The organism is Streptomyces sp. NPDC058664 (genome assembly GCF_042716635.1).
Classification (GTDB): Bacteria; Actinomycetota; Actinomycetes; order Streptomycetales; family Streptomycetaceae; genus Streptomyces.
Map to the genome: position 1 here is coordinate 55439 of NZ_JBHXRW010000001.1, position 18011 is coordinate 73449.

Consider the following 18011-nt stretch of genomic DNA (forward strand, 5'->3'; position numbering starts at 1 on the left):
CGCGGCGGGTGACCGGGGGTCCCCCGAACGGGCGGTGATTCCTTGCGGGGCCGCCGTGCCCGGGATGCACTGCCCCCATGAGCACCGACCAGCCGCCGCCCGGTCCGCCGCCCGACGAGGACCCGTTCCGCAAGGGGCCCCAGGAGCCCCCGCCGCCCTCCTCCGGCGGCCAGCCGCCCCCGTCCGGGCCACCGCCGGGAGGCCCTCCGCCCGGTGGTCCGTACGGGCCGTCGGGCGGAAGCCCCTACGGCCCCTCGGGCGGTTCCCCGTACGACAACGGCGTACCGCCGCCCCCGTACGGCGGCTACGGCGGCGGGTACGGCGGGGCGGATCCGCTCGCCGGGATGCCGCCGCTCGCCGAGTCCGGCAAGCGCATCCTCGCCCGGATCATCGACTGGGTGATCATCGCGATCCCGCTGGCGGTCATCGGCATCCCGTTCGACATCTACACGCGGGCGACCGAGGACGGCAGCGACTTCGGCGACACGGTCAACAGCCTCAACGGCGGCAGCCAGCTGGTCTTCCAGCTCATCACGATCGTCGCGTACGTCGCCTACGACACGGTGATGACGGCCAGGAACGGCCAGACCATCGGCAAGAAGCTGATGAAGCTGCGGGTCGCGATGCTCAACGACGGCTCGACGCCCCCGATGAGCCAGTCGCTGCTGCGCGCCCTCGTCCTGTGGCTGCCCGCGCTGATCTGCTGCGCCTGTCTGTGGCCGCTGCTGATCCTGATCCTGATCCTGGTCGACAAGCCGTACAAGCAGGGTCTGCACGACAAGGCGGCGAAGACGGTGGTGGTCTCCGTCCCGCGGTGAGCGGTGACGGACGAAGCATCACGGACGAAGAGTCACGGACAAAACGTCACGGACGAAGCGTCACGAACCGGTCCGGGTATCGGCCCCCGCGCCCACGGGCGAGGTCGGCACCCGGATCTCTTCGTCGCCCCCGCCCCCCTCGTTCCCCAGGTGCTCGGGCACCCTCCCCGCGACCTTGACGGACGTCGCCCGCACCGGCATCGTCACCGCCACGAGCAGTCCGAGCAGCAGTCCGGCGAGGCTGATCACCGTGATGCCCAGCGTGGTCGTCGTGCGGGAGAGCAGCAGGAGGGCGACGGTCGCGAGGACGACGGTGGCCGAACCGTAGGCGAGCTGCGCGGCGTTCGGACGCTGCATGACGGATACCGTCCCCTCCGGACAATCGGGTCGACTCTACGACGCTCGATGCCCGGGACGGGTGCGAAGTAAGCGTGACCTTACCCACGGTGCCGTTGCACGGGGGGCGCACGGGGGCACGAAGGCGCCCATTGTTCCGGGTTGTGCGCCGTACCGCCGTCCGATTATCGGAATTCGCCTCCCGCATAGTGCAGTTGGTCTGTGCAAGTCAAGATCTGTCTTTTCTTGTCTCTCTCCGGTCGAATGTCGTCACTTGTGACGCGCGACCCCCGCCGGACGGACACCCCACCTTCGGTCCGAGGCGCGGGCGCCGGGGAGGACTACATCAAGTGACCAACAGACGACGGGCGATCAGAACGTCCGCAGTCGTCGTGGCGCTCGCGGCTACCGCCGCCACCGCCTCGACCTTCACCACCGCCTGGGCCGACAACCACGACGTGACGTCGGCAGACGTCCGCCACGACCCGGCGCCCGGCGACGGGCACGGGCACGGCGTCGACAAGACGGCGGTCGACCACGACCTCGAAGGCCCGTTCAGCAAGCAGCAGGAGCAGCAGCGCAAGGCCGCCCTGGAGCAGGTGCTGAACGGCGAGGCCAAGGTCGAGCGCCGCGGCGGCTCGCAGGTCGTCAAGCTCGACAGCAAGAAGTACGTCGAGCTCGGCCGCGAGAAGACCGACAAGATCTTCACGATCCTCGTCGAGTTCGGCGACAAGGTGGACACCACCACCCTGGTCAACCGCGCCGACGACGACACGGACGAGCTGAAGCCGAAGTTCGGCGGCACGCCCGGCCCGCTGCACAACCAGATAGCCGAGCCGGACCGCACCAAGGACAACTCCACGGCCTGGCAGGCGGACTACGACCAGAAGCACTTCCAGGACCTGTACTTCGGCACCGGCAAGGACGCCGAAGGACAGCCCAAGCAGTCGCTGAAGACCTACTACGAGAAGACCTCGTCCGGCCGTTACTCGGTCGAGGGCGGCGTCTCCGACTGGGTCAAGGTCGAGTACAACGAGGCCCGTTACGGCTCGAACTACTGCGGCAACAGCAACTGCGCCAACGTCTGGGACGCGGTCCGCGACGGCGTCACCGCCTTCGTCGCCGACCAGAAGGCCAAGGGCCGCACCGACGCCCAGATCAAGGCCGACATGGCCCAGTACGACCTCTGGGACCGGTACGACTTCGACGCCGACGGCAACTTCAACGAGCCCGACGGCTACATCGACCACTTCCAGATCGTCCACGCGGGCGAGGACGAGTCGGCGGGCGGCGGCGCCCAGGGCGGCGACGCCCTGTGGGCCCACCGCTGGTACGCGTACGGCACCAACGCCGGCAAGACCGGCCCGGCGAACAACAAGGCCGGCGGCACCCAGATCGGCGACTCCGGCATCTGGGTCGGCGACTACACGATGCAGCCCGAGAACGGCGGCCTCGGCGTCTTCGCGCACGAGTACGGCCACGACCTCGGCCTCCCGGACCTGTACGACACCTCCGGCATGCCCGGCGCCGAGAACTCCACCGGCTTCTGGTCGCTCATGTCCTCCGGCTCCTGGCTCGGCCGCGGCAAGGACGCCATCGGCGACCTGCCCGGCGACATGAACGCCTGGGACAAGCTGCAGCTCGGCTGGCTCAACTACACCAAGGTGGCGAACGAGGCCCGTGCGTGGAACTCCACGCACAAGCTGGGCGTGGCCGAGTACAACACCAAGAACCCGCAGGCGCTCCTCGTCGAGCTGCCGAAGAAGGCCGTCACCACCGACGTCGTCGCGCCCGCCGAAGGCGCCACGCAGTGGTGGAGCAACATGGGTGACGACCTCAAGAACACCCTGACCCGGTCCGTCGACCTGACGGGCAAGACGTCCGCCTCCCTGGAGCTCCAGGGCTGGTACGACATCGAGCTCGACTACGACTACCTCTACACCGAGGTGTCGACCGACGGCGGCGCCAACTGGACGGCCCTGGACGGCACCGCCGACGGCAAGGCGCTCCCGCGCGACGCCAGCGGCGCCCCGGCGCTGACCGACGTCTCCGGCACCCACAAGAAGCTCGTCTACGGCCTCGACGCCTACGCGGGCAAGAAGTTCGACCTCCGCTTCCGCTACCAGACGGACGGCGGCGCGGGCGGCAAGGGCTTCACCGCCGACGCCATCACCCTGACCGCCGACGGTGCCGCCCTCTTCTCGGACAACGCCGAGAACGGTGACAACGGCTGGGTCGCCAAGGGCTTCTCGCGGGTCGGCAAGGGCTTCACCAAGGAGTACGAGCAGTACTACATCGCGGAGAACCGCCAGTACGTCTCGTACGACGCCACCCTCAAGGTCGGCCCGTACAACTTCGGTTTCGCGGGTGAGAAGTCCAGCTGGGTCGAGCACTACCCGTACCAGAACGGTCTGCTCATCTGGAAGTGGGACCTCTCCCAGAAGGACAACAACACGGCCGTCCACCCGGGCCAGGGTCTGATCCTCCCGGTCGACGCCCACGCCACCCCGCTGAAGTGGAAGGACGGCACCCTGATGCGCAACCGCGTCCAGGCGTACGACTCCACCTTCGGCACCTACCGGACCGACTCCCTCCTGCTCCACAAGGCGGACGTCCCGACGTGGGTGCACTCGCAGCGCGGCAACCCGGTCTTCGACGACCGCAAGGGCACCTACTGGTACCCCGAGACCCAGCGCGCCGGTGTCCAGGTAACTGACACCAACACCAAGATCGAGGTCGTCAAGGAGCCGCTCAACGGCCAGACGATCACGGTCCGCGTGGGCCCGTCTGTCAAGTAATCGGTAAAACCGCAGGTCAAAGCATGATCGGCCGTCGCCCTCTAGCGGGCGGCGGCCGATCGTGTTTAGGTGCGTCTGACGATTTTCTTATTGACGTTCGATCCACGGGGGAGTGGTTCCGCATGCCCAACGGAGGGTTCTGCAAGTTGCCGGGAGGCAGCGTGGTCGTCGCCATAGGGCTGCCGAGCCCGGCCCGCGACGGCGTCACCGTCCGCTTCCTGGTCCACGCGGCCAACCGGGCCCGCGCCCTCACCCGGCTGCGGAACCTGGGGCTGCGGGCGGTCTACCTCCGCGGCAACAGCGAGCCCCCCACCCCGGACGAGGTCACGGCCGTCCTGCACCACCCCGACGGCCTGCTGTGGAGATCCACCCCGGGCACCGCCCAGGAGCTCTGGCACCCCGTACGGTCCCTCCCCAGGGAACCGGCCGCCTGACCCCGGAGACGTGCCCTACGCGACCGCCGGCCTGCCCGTCAGCTCCACGCCCGCCGCCCGCAGCTCCTCCAGGGCCCGGTCCGTCGTCTCCTTCGCGACGCCCGCCGTCAGGTCGAGCAGCACATGGGTGCGGAAACCCTCACGGGCCGAGTCCAGGGCCGTCGCCCGGACGCAGTGGTCGGTGGCGATGCCCACCACGTCGACCTCGGTGACGTCCCGCTCGCGCAGCCACTCCGCGAGCGTCCGCCCGTTCTCGTCGCGGCCCTCGAAGCCGCTGTACGCCGCGTCGTACGCGCCCTTGTCGAAGACCGCGTCGATCGCCCCGCTGGCGACGGCCGGCGCGAAGTTCGGGTGGAAGCCCACCCCCTCCGTACCGGCCACGCAGTGCACCGGCCAGGAGGTGACGTAGTCCGGCTCCTCACCCGCCGGGGCGAAGTGCCCGCCCGGGTCGACGTGGTGGTCGCGGGTCGCGACCACGTGCCGGTAGGAGGTGCCCGCCGTCTGGCCGACCAGGTCGGTGATGGCGGCGGCGACGTCCGCGCCGCCGGTCACCGCGAGGCTGCCCCCCTCGCAGAAGTCGTTCTGCACGTCCACAACGATCAATGCGCGGTGCATGGCGGGTGTCCTTAGCGGGTCGGGGAGGGGTGGGTTCGAGCCTAGAGACTTCCCCCCGTCACCGGGAGGGGGCATCGCCGACGCCTTACATGTACTCCGTCGGCAGCACCGGCTCGCCGCGGGACAGCTGGATCGCCGACATCGGCAGCCCGGCACGGGCCGCGATGTGCCGGGACCTGGCGGCCTCGAGCGGCTCCCTGGCCACCACGTCGCCGCCCTTGACCAGCTCCACCAGGAGCTGGTGGTCGGCCAGCTCCGGCGGCACGGGTCCCGTGCCCACGACCTCCGCCTCCGCGACCCCGTACGCGTCGGGCTGGCGCGCCGCCCACTTGCGCCCGCCGACCGAGGCCTTGCCGCCCAGCGACTTCTTCGCCACCGGCACGAGCGGTGCCCTGAGATCGGCCGAGGCGGCCCGTGCCACCAGCTTGTAGACCATCGAGCAGGTCGGGTGACCACTGCCGGTGACCAGCTGCGTACCCACCCCGTACGCGTCGACCGGGGCCGCCGCGAGCGAGGCGATGGCGTACTCGTCGAGGTCCGACGTGACGACGATCCTCGTGTCCCGCGCGCCCAGCTCGTCGAGCTGCGCCCGCACCCGGTGCGCGACGAGCAGCAGGTCGCCCGAGTCGATGCGGACGGCGCCGAGGTCGGGCCCCGCCACCTCCACGGCGGTACGGACGGCCTCGGCCACGTCGTACGTGTCGACGAGCAGGGTCGTACCGCGTCCGAGGGACTCCACCTGCGCCCGGAAGGCGTCCCGCTCGCTGTCGTGGAGGAGGGTGAAGGCGTGCGCGGAGGTGCCGACGGTCGGGATGCCGTAGCGGAACCCGGCCGCGAGGTCCGAGGTCGAGTCGAAGCCGCCGACGTACGCGGCACGGGAGGCGGCGACGGCCGCCAGCTCGTGGGTGCGCCGGGCGCCCATCTCGATCAGGCGGCGCCCGCCGGCCGCGGCCGACATGCGGGAGGCGGCGGCGGCGATGGCCGAGTCGTGGTTGAGGATCGAGAGGATCACCGTCTCCAGGAGCACGCACTCGGCGAAGGAGCCCTCGACGCGCAGGACGGGGGAGCCGGGGAAGTACACCTCGCCCTCGGGGTAGCCCCAGATGTCGCCGGAGAAGCGGTAGCGGGCCAGCCATTCGAGGGTCGGCTCGTCGACGATGCCGCGCTCGCGCAGGAAGCTCAGGACGGCGGGGTCGAAGCGGAAGTTCTCGACGGCGTCCAGGACCCGGCCGACGCCCGCGAGGACGCCGTAGCGCCGCCCCTCGGGCAGTCTCCGGGTGAAGACCTCGAAGACCGAGCGCCGGTCGGCGGTGCCGGCCCGGAGGGCCGCCTGGAGCATGGTCAGCTCGTACTGATCGGTGAAGAGCGCGGTCGACGGCACGTCCACCGGAAGCCCAAGGTCCGCAGCGTTCATGCCAACGATGCTAGCGCAGAAATCGTCAGAGTGACGAATAGGGGTGGCGGGTCGTGACGAACCGTGGGCCGAGCGGGTGGTCCGTCCGCGCGTGAAAGGGTGACCCGTTTGTGCGACGGGGCCCCTGGAGTGGCAGCATGGGGTGAGTGAGCGTCGCGCCTATTGAGATCGAACGTACGGAATCGGCCGAGGAGGTCTCCGCGGTCGTCGAACCGGACGTGCCGTGGGTGACCCTCGTGCACAACGACCCGGTCAACCTGATGAGCTACGTGACCTACGTCTTCCAGGCGTACTTCGGATACTCCAAGGACAAGGCGCACAAACTGATGCTCGACGTGCACCACAAGGGCCGCGCGGTGGTCTCCAGCGGCACCCGCGAGGAGATGGAGCGCGACGTGCAGGCGATGCACGGCTACGGCCTCTGGGCGACCCTCACCCAGGACCGCGGCTGATGGCCGGCCACTTCGAGGCCCTGCCCGGCGGTGGCGCCGCCGTCGCCCTCGACGACGTCGAGATCTCCATCCTCCGCTCCCTCGCCGTCCAGCTCATGGAGCTGATCGGACCGGGCGACGAGCCCGCGAAGGACGAGGACCCGCTCGCCGCGCTCTTCGCCGAGGGCCCCAGCAAGCCGCCGTCCGACCCCGCCCTCAGGCGGCTCTTCCCCGACGCGTACGGGGACGACAGCGAGGAGCTGCGGACGGCCGCCTCCGACTTCCGCCGCTACACCGAGAACGACCTGCGGGCCCGCAAGCGCGAGGACGCCCTCGTGGTGGTGCGCGCCCTCGACGCGCTCTCCGCGGACGCGGCGAGCGAGGGCGGCGCGGTCCTCAAGCTGACCGCGGGCGAGTCCCGGGCGTGGCTCGGCGCGCTCAACGACCTGCGGCTGACCATCGGCACCCGCCTCGACGTCACCGACGACGAGGAGAGCGAGCAGCTGTACCGGCTGCCGGACTCCGACCCGCGCAAGCCGATGGTGATGGCGTACCTCTGGCTGGGGGCGCTCCAGGAGTCCCTCGTCGAGACCCTGATGCCGTAACCCCGCCGTCCCCCACCGCTTTCCCGACGCCTCCCCGCCACGCGGTGTTCGCTCAGCGGACGCTCAAATCCGGATAACGAATGCGTTATCAGAGCGTCCGCTTTGTCGTCTTGAATCCCTTTCGCCCGCCGTTTTCTGTGACGTGCGCCACGCGCGACTCCCTCGATCACGCCCCACCCCGTGATAAATCTTCACGACCGCTCGGGGACGCCACCCCTGTTCCCGAGGGCGCTCGGACCGGCTGACCGCCGGTGGCACTCCATCCACATCCGGGGGGATCAGGATCTGATCCGCGGCAGACGCACTCGCAGTCGCGCGGATCAGCATGGAGAAAGGCGCACCACCATGACCTCTGTGCAGGTCGACAAGCAGCACGACGGCACCGACGGGGCCGTGGACGGCGGCGAGGGCTACCAGCGAGGCCTCGGCGCCCGGCAGATCCAGATGATCGCGATCGGCGGTGCCATCGGCACCGGCCTGTTCCTCGGCGCCGGCAAGGCCATCGCCAAGGCGGGCCCCAGCCTGATCCTCGCGTACGCCATCGCCGGCCTGGTCATCTTCTTCATCATGCGGGCCCTGGGCGAACTGCTCATGTACCGCCCCGTGTCCGGCTCCTTCGCCGAGTACGCACGCGAGTTCGTCGGCCCGTTCTGGGGCTTCGTCACCGGCTGGACGTACTGGCTCTTCTGGGTCGTCACCGGCATCACCGAGGTCACCGCCGCGGCCACCTACATGACGTACTGGTGGAACATCCCGCAGTGGATCTCCGCACTCGTCTTCACGGTCGTCCTCTACGGCGCCAACCTGATCTCCGTGAAGCTCTTCGGCGAGCTGGAGTTCTGGTTCTCCATGGTCAAGGTCACCGCCATCATCGGCATGATCCTGATCTGCGCCGGCATCCTCACCATCGGCTTCTCCGACGCCGGCGACACCGCCACCGTCGCGCACCTGTGGAACCAGGGCGGCTTCTTCCCGAACGGCATCGGCAGCACGCTGATGACCCTGCAGATCGTGATGTTCGCCTTCCTCGCCGTCGAGCTCGTCGGCGTCACCGCGGGCGAGTCCAAGGACCCGAAGACCGTCCTGCCCAAGGCCATCAACACCGTGCCGTGGCGCATCGCCGTCTTCTACGTCGGCGCGCTGATCATGATCCTGTCGGTCGTCCCGTGGACCGAGTTCCAGCCGGGCGTCTCCCCGTTCGTCGCCGCCTTCCAGAAGATGGGCCTCGGCGTCGGCGCCGCCATCGTCAACTTCGTGGTGCTGACCGCCGCCCTGTCCTCCTGCAACTCGGGCATGTACTCCACCGGCCGCATGCTGCGCGACCTCGCCCTCAACGGCCAGGGCCCGAAGGTCTTCACCCGCCTCACCAAGAGCGGCACCCCGCTGCTCGGCCTGACCTTCTCGGCCTCGCTGATGCTCGTCGGCGTCTGGATCAACTACGTCGCCCCCGGCAAGGCCTTCGAGTACGTCGTCTCCTTCGCCACCATCTCCGGCATGTGGGCCTGGATCATGATCCTGGTCTGCCAGATCCGCTACCGCGCCAAGGCGAACCGCGGCGAGCTCCCCGAGTCCACCTTCAAGGCCCCGGGAGCCCCGTACACCAGCTGGTTCGCGCTCCTCTTCATCGGCATGGTCATCGTGATGATGGGCGTCGACGAAGGCGCCCGCACCGCCCTCTACGCCGCACCGGTCTGGGGCCTGATCCTCGGCGTCTCCTACCTGGTCCTGAAGTCCCGCAACCCCGAGGGCGCGGCCTTCGCCAAGCGGTCCTGACCTCCCCCGTCCCAGCATCCGGGCCGTCCCGTACCACTCCTCGGTACCGGGCGGCCCGTCTGCTTATCCTGTCGGCATGCTGACCATCACCCGGGCCCTGTACGACCAGATCGTGGAACACTCCCGCGAGGACCACCCCGACGAGGCCTGCGGCGTGGTCGCGGGCCCGGCCGGCAGCGGCCGTCCCGAGCGCTTCATCCCGATGCTCAACGCGGCCCGCTCGCCCACGTTCTACGAGTTCGACTCCGCGGACCTGCTCAAGCTCTACCGCGAGATGGACGACCGGGACGAGGAGCCCGTCGTCATCTACCACTCGCACACCGCGACCGAGGCCTACCCGTCCCGCACGGACATCTCGTACGCGAACGAGCCCCAGGCCCACTACGTCCTCGTCTCCACCGCCGACAGCGACGGCGCCGGCCCCTTCCAGTTCCGCTCCTTCACCATCGTCGAGGGCGTGGTGACCGAGGAAGAGATCAAGGTCGTCGAGGCCTACGACGCGTAAGGCGCGCTACGAACGCGCAGGGCGCGCCACGAACGCGCAGGGCGCGCCCGAAGCCGTACGGAACCGGGCCAGATAGGCGGAGGGCGTCACCCCGAAATGCCGGGCGAACGCCCTCCGCAGACTCTCGTCACTCCCGAGCCCGCTCCGCGCCGCCGCCCCCGTCACACTCGCCCCGCCCTCGAGCAGCATCCGCGCCGCCTCCACCCGTACGCGCTCCACGTACGCCGCCGGGGTCGCCCCGATCTGCTCCCGGAACAGCCGGGCCAGATGCCGGGCGCTGATCCCCGCCCGCCGCGCGAGCGCCGACGCGCTGTGGTCCGCCGCCGGATCCGCCGCCACCGCGTCAAGGAGCGGGCGGACCACCGGATGACCGGTCGGGGGAGTGCGCGAGACCGCCGAGAACTGCGACTGCCCGCCCGGCCGCTGGAGGAAGACCACCAGGTCCCGCGCCACCGCGCGCGCCGCCGCCGGCCCCCGGTCCTCCTCCACCAGGGCCAGACACAGGTCGATCCCGGCCGTCACCCCCGCCGAACTCCACACCTCGCCGTCCCGCACGTGGATCGCGTCCGCCGTCACCTCCACGTCCGGATGGCGCCGGGCGAGCTCCGCCGCGTGCTCCCAGTGCGTCGTCGCCCGCCGCCCCGCGAGCAGCCCCGCCGCCCCGAGCGCGAAGGCACCCGTACAGACGGACGCCACCCGCCGCGAGCGCGCCGCCAGGGCCGCCACCGTCGGCGCGAGCGCCGCGCAGAGCTCCACGTCCACGGCCCCCGGCACGATCAGCGTGTCCGCGCCCGACACCTCCTCGGCCGCGAGGTCGGCGCCGATCCGCAGCCCGCACGAGGCCCGGACGTCCCGCCCGCCGGGCGAGCAGACCCGTACCCCGTAACCCGGCCCGGCCGTGGAGAACACCTCGAGGGGCGCGGAGACGTCGAGCAGCCGGACCCCGTCGAAGGCCAGCACCGTCACGCAGTGGAGAGACATGTGTCCGATTCTGTGGGATCCCTGTCTCCGAGGACATGGCGGGGGTGTGGCCCCGGCGACGAGGCTGGTCCGCATGAACACACGCATGAACGCACTCGCGCTGATCCCCGACAGCAAGCTCGCCACCGCCGCCACCGAACTCGTCCGCGACACGGCGAGCGACCTCGTCTACCACCACTCCCGCCGCGTCTACCTCTTCGGCGCCCTCAGGGGCCACGCCCGCGGCCTCGCCTTCGACCCCGAACTCCTCTACGTGGGCGCCATGTTCCACGACCTCGGCCTGGGGGAGGCCCACCGGTCGAGCGGCCGCCGCTTCGAGGTCGACGGCGCCGAGGGGGCCGCCGCCTTCCTCCGCGCGCAGGGCGCGGACGAGGACGCCGTCCGCCGCGTCTGGACCGCGATCGCCCTCCACACCACCCCCGGGATCCCCGAGTTCATGGAACCCGAGATCGCCCTCGTCACGGCCGGCGTCGAGTACGACGTCCTCGGCATCGGCTACGACGACCCCACCGCCGTCACCCCCGAGGACCGGGCCGAGATCGTCGCCGCCCACCCCCGCCCCGACTTCAAGCGGCGGATCCTGGAGGCCTTCGCCGAGGGCGTCGCCCCCAGGCCGGACACCACCTTCGGCAACGTGAAGGCCGACGTCCTGCGCCACTACGTCCCCGGCTTCACGCCCGGCGACTTCGTGACGACCATCCGGAACTCCGCCTGGCCCGAGTGAAGGAAAGGGCGGAGAACGAGGTCAATCGGGGGTCCCGTCCGGCAGGCGGGCAGGAATCATCCACCATGTGAGATCACATTCCGAAACCCGGACCGGGAATCGATACGATGAGCCCATGGTTTCCCACGACGTGAGCGAAGAGACTCCGAGCACAGTCATGCTCGTAGGCCGCCTGCACGTCGACCTGTGCCGCCTCGCCAGCGCGATCTGTCCGTCCCGCGCTGCGCTCTGAGCGACCGGCCGAGCGCACCTCCGTACGACCCCCCTCCGCGCGGGGGCCCCAGCCGCGCGCCCACCACGCCACTTCCGACAGGAGCCCACGCCATGGCCATCGAGGTCCGCATCCCGACCATCCTCCGCACCTACACCGACGGGGAGAAGGCCGTCGAGGGCAGCGGCGCGACCCTTGCCGAGCTCTTCGCCGACCTGGAGTCCCGCCACACCGGGATCGAGGCCCGCATCGTCGACGGCGGCAAGCTCCGCCGCTTCGTCAACGTCTACCTGAACGACGAGGACGTCCGCTTCCTCGACGGCATCGACACCAAGCTCACCGACGGCGACAACGTCACGATCCTGCCGGCCGTCGCCGGTGGCATGGTCTGAGCACATGCGCTACGACTCCTCGCTGGCGGCGGTCGGCAACACGCCGCTGGTCCGCCTCCCCCGGCTCTCGCCCTCGGACGACGTCCGCATCTGGGCGAAGCTGGAGGACCGCAACCCGACCGGCTCGGTCAAGGACCGCCCCGCGCTCCACATGATCGAGCAGGCCGAGAAGGACGGCCGTCTCACCCCCGGCTGCACCATCCTGGAGCCGACCAGCGGCAACACCGGCATCTCCCTCGCCATGGCCGCCAAGCTCAAGGGCTACCGCATCGTCTGCGTCATGCCCGAGAACACCAGCGAGGAGCGCCGCCAGCTGCTCGCCATGTGGGGCGCCGAGATCATCTCGTCCCCCGCGGCGGGCGGATCGAACACGGCGGTACGCGTCGCCAAGGAACTCGCCGCCGAGAACCCCTCCTGGGTGATGCTCTACCAGTACGGCAACCCGCACAACGCGGGCGCCCACTACGCCACCACCGGCCCCGAGATCCTCGCCGACCTGCCCTCGATCACCCACTTCGTGGCCGGCCTCGGCACGACGGGAACCCTCATGGGCGTCGGCCGCTACCTGCGCGAACAGAAGCCCGACGTCAAGATCGTCGCCGCCGAACCGCGCTACGACGACCTCGTCTACGGCCTCCGGAACCTCGACGAGGGCTTCGTACCGGAGCTGTACGACGCCTCCGTCCTCACCACCCGCTTCTCCGTCGGCTCCGCCGACGCGGTCACCCGCACCCGCGAACTCCTTCAGCAGGAGGGCATCTTCGCGGGCGTCTCCACGGGCGCCGCCCTGCACGCCGCCATCGGCGTCGGCAACAAGGCGCTCAAGGCCGGCGAGAGCGCGGACATCGCCTTCGTCGTTGCCGACGGCGGCTGGAAGTACCTGTCGACGGGCCTCTACACGGCGAAGACGACGGAAGAAGCGATCGCAACGGTCCAGGGCCAACTCTGGGCGTAGGTGTCGTTGTAGTCGTGGGCATTCGTTCCGCTGGGGCGGAACGGGTGGGCACAACGGACGGCGCCCCCTGCCGGACCCAGGCTCTCGCGCCTGGACCCGCACCGGCAGCCGGGCGCCGCGAAGAGCACCCGCACCCGGCTCCGTAACCCGCGCTACCGCGCCAGATGGCGGACCCGGTCCCACACGACCGGGTCCGCCGTTCCCGCTCTCCGGCGGAAGTCCGCCACGGGCACCTCCCGCAGCTCGTCCGTCTCCAGGAAGCTCGGCCGCCCCTGCGCGTCGCCCACCGCCCCCGGCGGCAGCGCGATCACCCCCGGCCGCTCGTCGTGGTACTTGCTGGTGATCTTGGCGACCAGCGCGGTGTCCCCGCGCAGCGACAGCACCAGACACGGCCGGTCCTTCGAACCGGGCCCGTCCTCGAACGGCACGTCCGCCCACCAGATCTCCGCCGGCCTCGGCAACCGCGACGGCGCCTTCCGGGGCCCGGCGGGCCGGCCCGGCGGCCGCGTCCGCTCCGGAGGGCGGCGCGTGGGCCGGCGTACGGAACGCTTCCGTCCGTCGGCGAGCGCCACGACCAGCGCGATCACCACGACCGCGACCAGCGCGGGCCACCACGACGTGTCCATACCCCAAGACGGTACCGGCGCGTGCCTCACTCCGCCGAGGCGGCCCGCCATCCATCCGAACCGGTGACAGAGCCCGTGAGTTCGCCCACAACGGGCCACCACGAAGGAGCGACAGGCCCGGGAGCGCCTTACGCTCGACAGACCGCACAGCCTCCCCTCCCCAGCGCGCTTTCCGTATCCGTCCACGGAGGTTCCCGCTCCATGAAGCTCACCGTCGTCGGCTGCTCCGGGTCGTTCCCGTCCGCGGACTCGGCCTGTTCGAGCTACCTCGTCGAGGCCGACGGCTTCCGGCTGCTCCTCGACATGGGCAACGGCGCCCTGGGCGAGCTGCAGCGACACATCGGTCTGTACGACCTCGACGCGATCTTCCTCAGCCACCTGCACGCCGACCACTGCATCGACATGTGCGGGTACTTCGTCGCCCGCTACTACCGGCACGAGGGCGGACGCTGCGACGCGATCCCCGTCTACGCCCCGGAGGGCGCCGAACAGCGGCTGACCACGGCGTACGCGGACACCCCGTCCCCCACCTCGATGAGCGAGGTCTTCGACTTCCGCACCCTGAAATCGGGCGCCTTCGAGATCGGCCCGTTCTCCGTCCGTACGGAGAAGGTGTGCCACCCGGTCGAGGCGTACGGCATCCGGATCGAGCACGGCGGCCGTTCGCTGACGTACTCCGGCGACACCGGGGTCTGCGAGTCGCTCCACGACCTCGCCCGGGGCACCGACCTCTTCCTCTGCGAGGCGTCCTTCACCCACGGCAAGGAGGACATCCCGGCGCTCCACCTCAACGGCCGGGAGGCGGGCGCGGAGGCGTCCCGCTCGGCGGTCGGCCGGCTCGTCCTCACCCACATCCCGCCGTGGACCGACGGCGAACGGAACCTGGCGGACGCGCGCGAGGTGTACGCGGGGCCGTCGGAGCTGGCGAGACCGGGCGCGGTGTACGAGGTCTGAAACGACGAGAGGGGCCCCGGAACCGTACGGTTCCGGGGCCCCTCTTCGATGCGGGCGAGGCTCAGGCGGGGCTCACGCCTTGGTGAGGTCCTCGAGCTCCTCGTCGGGCTCGCGGCCCGGGGTGGGGAGGTTGAACTTGGTGATCGCGAAGCGGAAGACCACGTAGTAGATCACTGCGAAGACGAGACCGATCGGGATGATCAGCCAGGGCTTGGTCGAGAGGCTCCAGTTCAGGCCGTAGTCGATCAGGCCTGCCGAGAAGGTGAAGCCCGCGTGGACACCGAGGGCCCAGGTGACGGCCATGGATATGGCGGTCAGGACGGCGTGGATCGCGTACAGGACCGGCGCGATGAACATGAAGGTGAACTCGATCGGCTCCGTGATGCCGGTGACGAAGGAGGTCAGCGCGAGGGAGACCATCATGCCCATCACGGCCTTGCGGCGCTCGGGACGAGCGGCGTGGGCGATGGCGATCGCGGCGGCCGGGAGGCCGAACATCATGATCGGGAAGAAGCCCGACATGAAGATTCCGGCGCTCGGGTCACCGGCGAAGAAGCGGTTGAGGTCACCGTGGACGACCTCGCCGGCGGCGTTGGTGAAGTCACCGATCTGGAACCAGGAGACGGTGTTCACGAACTGATGCATGCCGACGGGGATCAGCGCGCGGTTGATGAGGCCGAAGAGGCCGGCGCCACCGGCGCCGAGGCCGGTCATCCACTCGCCGAAGCTGGAGATGCCCTCACCGATCGGCTCCCAGACCAGGCCGAAGACGACGCCGACCGCGGTGCCGACGAAGGCCATGATGATCGGGACGAGACGGCGGCCGTTGAAGAAGCCGAGCCAGTCCACCAGCTTGGTGCGGTGGAACTTCTGCCACAGGACGGCCGATATCAGACCCATCAGGATGCCGCCGAGGACACCAGGGTTGTTGTACTTCGCGGCGACGTCCGCCCCGGCCTGGATCTGCGCCTCGGCGACGGGGAACGCCTTCAGCACGTTGCTGTAGACCAGGAAGCCGACGAGCGCGGCCAGAGCGGTGGAGCCGTCCGCCTTCTTGGCGAAGCCGATGGCGACACCGATGCAGAAGAGCAGGGGCAGGTTGTCGAAGATCGCGCCACCGGCTGTGGCGAACACTGCCGTGACCTTGTCGGGCAGGTTCAGCTTCTCCTGGACGTCGGCCTGGCCGAGACGGAGCAAGATACCCGCGGCCGGCAGTACGGCGATCGGCAGCTGCAGGCTGCGACCGACCTTCTGCAGGCCCTGGAACAGGCCGGATCCGCGCTTCTTCGCGGGAGCGGCGGCCTGGGCGGTGGCCGTACTCATCAACTTCCTCCAGTAAGGCAAGGCGCCGCCAGGGGACAGGAGAAAGGGGGACGGCGACGTCTCGTGGAACGCGGTGGTCTGGACCGCGTGGTCTACACCAATGAGTGGTGTAGACCAGTTGTAGCACGTGAGACTTAGATAAGGAACCTGCGAATTTTGTGTACTCGGCCATAGCCGGAAATGAACGGCGAAAGGCCCCCGGACGGCCAGGTCCGGGGGCCTTTCAGGGGCCTCGCGCAGGGGCTCACGTACGAGACGAAAGCCCTGAAACGGTCAGGTTCCGACAGGCGGGCGCACGGTCACTTGATGTTGTCCCGCTCCATCTCCTCCTCGACCTCCTCCGGCTCGCGCCCGGGCGTCGGAAGGTTGAACTTGGTGATCGCGAACCGGAAGATCACGTAGTACACCACCGCGAAACCGAGACCGATCGGAATGATCAGCCACGGCTTCGTCGCCAGGTTCCAGTTGATCCCGTAGTCGATCAGGCCCGCCGAGAAGCTGAAGCCGTCCTTCACCCCCAGCGCCCACGTCACCGCCATCGAGACGCCCGTCAGCACCGCGTGGATCACGTACAGCGCCGGCGCGACGAAGAGGAACGAGTACTCCAGCGGCTCGGTGATGCCCGTGACGAACGACGTCAGCGCCACCGACAGCATCAGACCGCCGACCTCCTTGCGCCGGTGCGGCTTCGCGCAGTGGGTGATCGCGAGCGCCGCCGCCGGGAGGGCGAACATCATGATCGGGAAGAAGCCCGTCAGGAACTGACCGGCGTTCGGGTCGCCCGCGAGGAACATGGGGATGTCACCGTGGACCACCGTGCCGTCCGGCTTCTCGTAGCTGCCGAACTGGAACCAGATGGGCACGTTCAGGAACTGGTGCAGGCCGATCACGAGCAGGGCGCGGTTCGCGACGCCGAAGATGCCCGAACCCCACGCGCCGAGCCCGACCAGCCAGTCGCTGAAGCTCTCCAGGGCGTCACCGATCGGCGGCCAGACCCACAGGCAGAGCGCGGCGAACGCGATCGCCACGAACGTCATGATGATCGGCACGAGCCGGCGGCCGTTGAAGAAGCCGAGCCAGTCGACGAGCTTCTTCCGGTGGTACCGCTGCCACAGGTACGCGGTCAGCAGGCCCATGATGATGCCGCCGAACACCCCGGGATTCTGGTACGTGTAACCGGCGAAGGAGTCGTCGACCCCCAGGCAGCCGCCGACGATGTCCTTCGTCCCCTCGGGGCAGTCCTTCGGGAACTGGCGCAGCACCGTGTAGTACACGAGGAAGCCGACGACGGCCGCGAGTGCCGTCGAACCGTCCGACTTCTTCGCCATGCCGATCGCGACACCGATGCAGAACAGCAGCGGCAGGCCGAGGCTGCCGTCGAGCAGCGCCCCGCCCGCGCCGGCCATCACCTTGGCGACGTTGTCCCAGCCGAGCCCCTCCGCGCCGAAGACGTCCGGCTGACCGAGCCGGTTGATGATGCCGGCGGCCGGAAGGACGGCGATCGGGAGCTGGAGGCTGCGGCCCATCTTCTGGAGCCCCTGGAAGAGCCCGCTCCCCCAGGACTTCTTCCTCGGCGCCGCCGCGGCGCTGTCGGTGGTCATCGGCGTCCTCCCTGCCCGGAACAAGCCGGGTCCGCATCTCGTTGCACACTGGTGTAGACCAGTTGCGGTAGGCTCCGGGAGCCCGCTGAGGACAGGCCGCCGGTGATCGTCATCATTCGACAGAACGGTGGCACTCGCTCGCGAAGTTGGGCCAACCGTGAGTTACCGTGACAAAGCGGACCGCAGGTGCGCCGGGATTCGCATCCTCGCGAACGGAACGGACAGGGAGAGACACATGGCCAGCAAGGCTGAGAAGATCGTCGCCGGGCTCGGCGGCATCGACAACATCGAAGAGGTCGAAGGCTGCATCACCCGCCTGCGCACCGAGGTCGTGGACCCCGCCCTGGTCGACGAAGCCGCACTCAAGGCCGCCGGCGCCCACGGCGTCGTGAAGATGGGCAGCGCGATCCAGGTCGTCATCGGCACCGACGCCGACCCGATCGCCGCCGACATCGAAGACATGATGTGAGCAGCTGACCCCCCAGCACCCTCACATCGGTCAAGGGCCCGTTCCG

Annotated in this window: 20 protein-coding genes; 13 read left to right on the plus strand and 7 right to left on the minus strand. The window is 69.7% G+C overall.

Annotated elements, in window-relative coordinates; genetic code table 11:
- Positions 1-77: 77 nt before the first annotated feature.
- Positions 78-818, plus strand: coding sequence for an RDD family protein (locus tag ACFWUY_RS00235; protein WP_384100277.1), 741 nt, complete (start codon positions 78-80; stop codon positions 816-818).
- Between the two features lie 60 nt (positions 819-878).
- Here the strand turns inward: ACFWUY_RS00235 and ACFWUY_RS00240 are convergent, their stop codons facing one another.
- On the minus strand, positions 879-1175 hold the full coding sequence (locus ACFWUY_RS00240) for a hypothetical protein (RefSeq protein ID WP_384100279.1): 297 nt from the start codon (positions 1173-1175) through the stop codon (positions 879-881).
- A gap of 329 nt (positions 1176-1504) precedes the next feature.
- Between ACFWUY_RS00240 and ACFWUY_RS00245 the strand changes: the two genes are divergently transcribed.
- A complete protein-coding gene (locus tag ACFWUY_RS00245) occupies positions 1505-3952 on the plus strand; it encodes an immune inhibitor A domain-containing protein (protein WP_384100281.1) in 2448 nt (815 codons plus the stop codon).
- 122 nt (positions 3953-4074) lie between these two features.
- Positions 4075-4386 carry a hypothetical protein gene (locus tag ACFWUY_RS00250; RefSeq protein ID WP_384100283.1) on the plus strand — a complete coding sequence of 104 codons (312 nt, stop codon included), beginning with the start codon at positions 4075-4077 and terminating at the stop codon, positions 4384-4386.
- A gap of 15 nt (positions 4387-4401) precedes the next feature.
- Here ACFWUY_RS00250 and ACFWUY_RS00255 read toward each other — a convergent pair whose 3' ends face one another.
- Together ACFWUY_RS00255 and ACFWUY_RS00260 are read right to left on the minus strand one after the other, a co-directional pair.
- Positions 4402-5001 (minus strand): nicotinamidase, encoded by a 600-nt coding sequence (locus tag ACFWUY_RS00255; RefSeq protein WP_384100285.1) that lies wholly within the window; start codon positions 4999-5001, stop codon positions 4402-4404.
- An 85-nt stretch (positions 5002-5086) separates the two neighbouring features.
- Positions 5087-6415 (minus strand): nicotinate phosphoribosyltransferase, encoded by a 1329-nt coding sequence (locus tag ACFWUY_RS00260; protein WP_384100287.1) that lies wholly within the window; start codon positions 6413-6415, stop codon positions 5087-5089.
- A 146-nt stretch (positions 6416-6561) separates the two neighbouring features.
- Here ACFWUY_RS00260 and clpS point away from each other — a divergent pair, with 146 nt between their 5' ends.
- The 4 genes from clpS to ACFWUY_RS00280 all read left to right on the plus strand — a co-directional run bounded on the left by clpS (position 6562) and on the right by ACFWUY_RS00280 (position 9729).
- Positions 6562-6867, plus strand: a complete 306-nt coding sequence (clpS, locus tag ACFWUY_RS00265) for an ATP-dependent Clp protease adapter ClpS (protein ID WP_030222252.1) — start codon at positions 6562-6564, stop codon at positions 6865-6867.
- Entirely contained in the window at positions 6867-7451 is a 585-nt protein-coding gene (locus ACFWUY_RS00270; protein WP_384100289.1) for a DUF2017 domain-containing protein, read from the plus strand. The genes clpS and ACFWUY_RS00270 overlap by 1 nt, the downstream gene beginning before the upstream one ends.
- A gap of 345 nt (positions 7452-7796) precedes the next feature.
- Complete coding sequence (locus ACFWUY_RS00275) at positions 7797-9224, plus strand: amino acid permease (protein WP_384100291.1); 1428 nt, start codon at positions 7797-7799, stop codon at positions 9222-9224.
- Positions 9225-9300: 76 nt separating this feature from the next.
- Positions 9301-9729, plus strand: coding sequence for a Mov34/MPN/PAD-1 family protein (locus ACFWUY_RS00280; RefSeq protein ID WP_384100293.1), 429 nt, complete (start codon positions 9301-9303; stop codon positions 9727-9729).
- Between the two features lie 6 nt (positions 9730-9735).
- Here ACFWUY_RS00280 and ACFWUY_RS00285 read toward each other — a convergent pair whose 3' ends face one another.
- Complete coding sequence (locus ACFWUY_RS00285) at positions 9736-10710, minus strand: GlxA family transcriptional regulator (RefSeq protein ID WP_384100295.1); 975 nt, start codon at positions 10708-10710, stop codon at positions 9736-9738.
- A 73-nt stretch (positions 10711-10783) separates the two neighbouring features.
- Here ACFWUY_RS00285 and ACFWUY_RS00290 point away from each other — a divergent pair, with 73 nt between their 5' ends.
- The 4 genes from ACFWUY_RS00290 (at position 10784) to ACFWUY_RS00305 (ending at position 12992) form a co-directional block, all read left to right on the plus strand.
- Positions 10784-11434: an HD domain-containing protein gene (locus ACFWUY_RS00290; RefSeq protein WP_384100297.1), complete on the plus strand. Its 651-nt coding sequence runs from the start codon at positions 10784-10786 to the stop codon at positions 11432-11434.
- 115 nt (positions 11435-11549) lie between these two features.
- Positions 11550-11666, plus strand: a complete 117-nt coding sequence (locus tag ACFWUY_RS00295; protein WP_384100299.1) for a putative leader peptide — start codon at positions 11550-11552, stop codon at positions 11664-11666.
- 92 nt (positions 11667-11758) lie between these two features.
- Entirely contained in the window at positions 11759-12037 is a 279-nt protein-coding gene (locus tag ACFWUY_RS00300; protein ID WP_073807888.1) for a MoaD/ThiS family protein, read from the plus strand.
- 4 nt (positions 12038-12041) lie between these two features.
- On the plus strand, positions 12042-12992 hold the full coding sequence (locus ACFWUY_RS00305) for a PLP-dependent cysteine synthase family protein (protein ID WP_384100300.1): 951 nt from the start codon (positions 12042-12044) through the stop codon (positions 12990-12992).
- 152 nt (positions 12993-13144) lie between these two features.
- On the opposite strand, the gene ACFWUY_RS00310 is transcribed toward ACFWUY_RS00305, so the two are convergent.
- A complete protein-coding gene (locus ACFWUY_RS00310; RefSeq protein WP_384100302.1) occupies positions 13145-13618 on the minus strand; it encodes a type II toxin-antitoxin system PemK/MazF family toxin in 474 nt (157 codons plus the stop codon).
- A 201-nt stretch (positions 13619-13819) separates the two neighbouring features.
- Between ACFWUY_RS00310 and ACFWUY_RS00315 the strand changes: the two genes are divergently transcribed.
- Positions 13820-14572, plus strand: a complete 753-nt coding sequence (locus ACFWUY_RS00315; protein ID WP_384100304.1) for an MBL fold metallo-hydrolase — start codon at positions 13820-13822, stop codon at positions 14570-14572.
- Positions 14573-14644: 72 nt separating this feature from the next.
- On the opposite strand, the gene ACFWUY_RS00320 is transcribed toward ACFWUY_RS00315, so the two are convergent.
- Positions 14645-15895 (minus strand): PTS transporter subunit EIIC, encoded by a 1251-nt coding sequence (locus tag ACFWUY_RS00320; protein ID WP_384100306.1) that lies wholly within the window; start codon positions 15893-15895, stop codon positions 14645-14647.
- Between the two features lie 299 nt (positions 15896-16194).
- Positions 16195-17496 (minus strand): PTS transporter subunit EIIC, encoded by a 1302-nt coding sequence (locus tag ACFWUY_RS00325; RefSeq protein ID WP_384100308.1) that lies wholly within the window; start codon positions 17494-17496, stop codon positions 16195-16197.
- A gap of 235 nt (positions 17497-17731) precedes the next feature.
- Here ACFWUY_RS00325 and ACFWUY_RS00330 point away from each other — a divergent pair, with 235 nt between their 5' ends.
- Positions 17732-17965: a glucose PTS transporter subunit EIIB gene (locus ACFWUY_RS00330; RefSeq protein ID WP_384100310.1), complete on the plus strand. Its 234-nt coding sequence runs from the start codon at positions 17732-17734 to the stop codon at positions 17963-17965.
- Positions 17966-18011 lie beyond the last annotated feature (46 nt).